This is a genomic window from Pseudomonas sp. 44 R 15, assembly GCF_900004965.1.
GTDB lineage: Bacteria > Pseudomonadota > Gammaproteobacteria > Pseudomonadales > Pseudomonadaceae > Aquipseudomonas > Aquipseudomonas orientalis_A.
The window spans coordinates 417,872-420,015 of the sequence record NZ_CVTU01000090.1; the positions used below are offsets into that span (position 1 = coordinate 417,872).

General features: G+C 61.4%; 1 protein-coding gene. It reads right to left on the bottom strand.

Translation table 11 applies throughout. The annotated features are described in order from the left end of the window. A partial coding sequence (locus BFP93_RS29270; RefSeq protein WP_256095212.1) for an RHS repeat domain-containing protein occupies positions 1 to 2,132 on the bottom strand: 2,132 nt, incomplete at its 3' end. Positions 2,133 to 2,144: the final 12 nt, after the last annotated feature.

A 2,144-nucleotide genomic window follows, 5' to 3' on the forward strand; every position in this document is an offset into this window, starting at 1 on the left:
GGATCGATGCGCTGTACCAGTCGCGCCCGGTCGTCATGCACGTACACTTCCTGGCTGCCATCGGCGTTGTGCACGTTGACGCTGCCGTCATCGCCCCATACATAGCGCGTGTCCATCTGCGAAAAGCTGGCCCAGTGCCGGACACAGCGTGCTGCTTTACCAGACCTTTCCCACGCCCAAAAGAAACTCGCCCCACCGGCCAACTGCCGCTCAAGAATGACGTGCTGTTCGTCGTACCGATAAACCTCGCGTTCACCGACGGCATTGGTCGCCGACACCAGTCGTCCAGCATCGTCGTAGGCGTAGGAAACGACGTTCTGCTCGGTCACCCACACGAAGGGTTCATGGCCTTTGGCGCGATGAACCTGGTAGTCCACCGCCACAATCCGACCCAGCGCGTAGCGCAAGAGCAAAGAGCGCCCGGCACCGTTATCCAGTCGCTCAATACGCCCCAACCGATCCCGGAAAATGTGCAATCGGTTGGCATACGCATTGCTGATCGCCGTCAGCACGCCGTCGCAAAAGTGATAGAACCGAGAAGCCTGGGCCAGCACCAACTCGTCAGGCGCAGACCCCAAGTAGATCGCAGCTTCCGCCAGGCTATTGGTAATCGCCGGTCGAGCCGCCGTCGGCAAGGGCAGGGTGGTCGAGCGATTCTCATGGTCGGTCCACACCACCGAATCGCCTGAAACTACAAGCCGATGCGCCAGCGCATGACTCCAGCCAAACCCCAACCCGCAATCCACGTCGACCGCACTGGTGCGGTACAAGCGCGTCCACTCGAACGGCAAGATCCCATCCAGCGCGCCGTCGGTCAGGGTCAGCAGTTCCTCGCCGGTGACCATCGATACGGGGCAACCGTGAGTAACGGTCTTGTCCGCAGAAGCCGCCGCATCGCCCTTCGGGTTGGACGCCACGGCCGGCACATCATCCACCGACTCCTGGCGGACCAATGCGGTGCGCTGCGTTTTGTTGCGCACCATCGGCACCGGATTCGAAACCAGATGTTCGCCCGCCTTCAACGGCGCTACCGGCACTGCCTTGATCGGCGTCGCCGCACTGTTCAGCAACAGAGGCTTGGCCGCCTGCACGTGAGTTTCCAGCCCAGGCCCCGGCACCTGCCTGGCTAGCAACTCCAACAACGCCCGCGCCCGCCCGGACTTGATAGAACTCAACACCTGAGCCCCCAGCCGAAGCTGCACCCCCATCCCCCGCGTGGCCCATATCAGCAGCAGGTTGATCAAGACTTCGCCAGTGATCTCACCCAGCAGTTCGTACATCTCGGGCGGCGGCAGCAGGCGTATCCAGGCCACCATTGCTGACAAATAGATAAACAGCAGCGGCTCGTCACTGAGCACCAGAAAGCCTTGGGCGAGCGTGTCTTTACCCAGTTTGAGTAACTGGTCCAGTTCGGCCTGGGAAAGGTACTGCAGCAACTTTTCGCTGTTGGACTTGAGATTCGCCAACAGGTCGTACAGCTCGGTGATGTTGTCCCACAGGTTGTAAAACGCCTTGCCAATCCCGCTTGCAAAGGCCGCACCCTGTTTCGCGCTGCGCTTGAAGGGCGGGGCTTTGGCAAAATCGGCCCATTGAGGCTCGAAGCGCTCGCGCCACTGCTTGCGCAGATCCGCTTCCAGCCCGGCGATGACCGACTGGTAGGACGTATACAGCGCCTTGACGTGATCTTTGGAAACATTGGGGTAGAAAGTGACTCGGTACTGCTGATCGCGGGTGCACTCAGGGACTTCAAGCCAGCCGCTGGGGCCGATGGTGCGGTGCAGCGGCGCGCCAATGGGCGTGCCGTCCGGTGCAATGGCTTGCAGCGTGACCGGCGTGTTGCCGATAGGGACGAAGCGGGTGCTCTCGAACAGATGCACCAGGGTCAGCCCACCCTGGGCCTTGCATTGAGCGACGGTGCGACTGGGCGTGTCGGAAGAGATCGGCGCGACCAGTGCGACGTCGTCACCGACCTTGAACACCTGCTCGACTTCCAGTGCCGAGCCACTGAAAAAGCTGTCGGCCCACGCGTCGAAGGTGTTCAGGCAATTGCGCAAATCCCCAAGCACGTTTTCAACATCCGGCGCTTTGGGGTCCATGGGGGCCAGGACGAAGCTGGCAAGCACCGGAATCAAAAGACCGCCCCG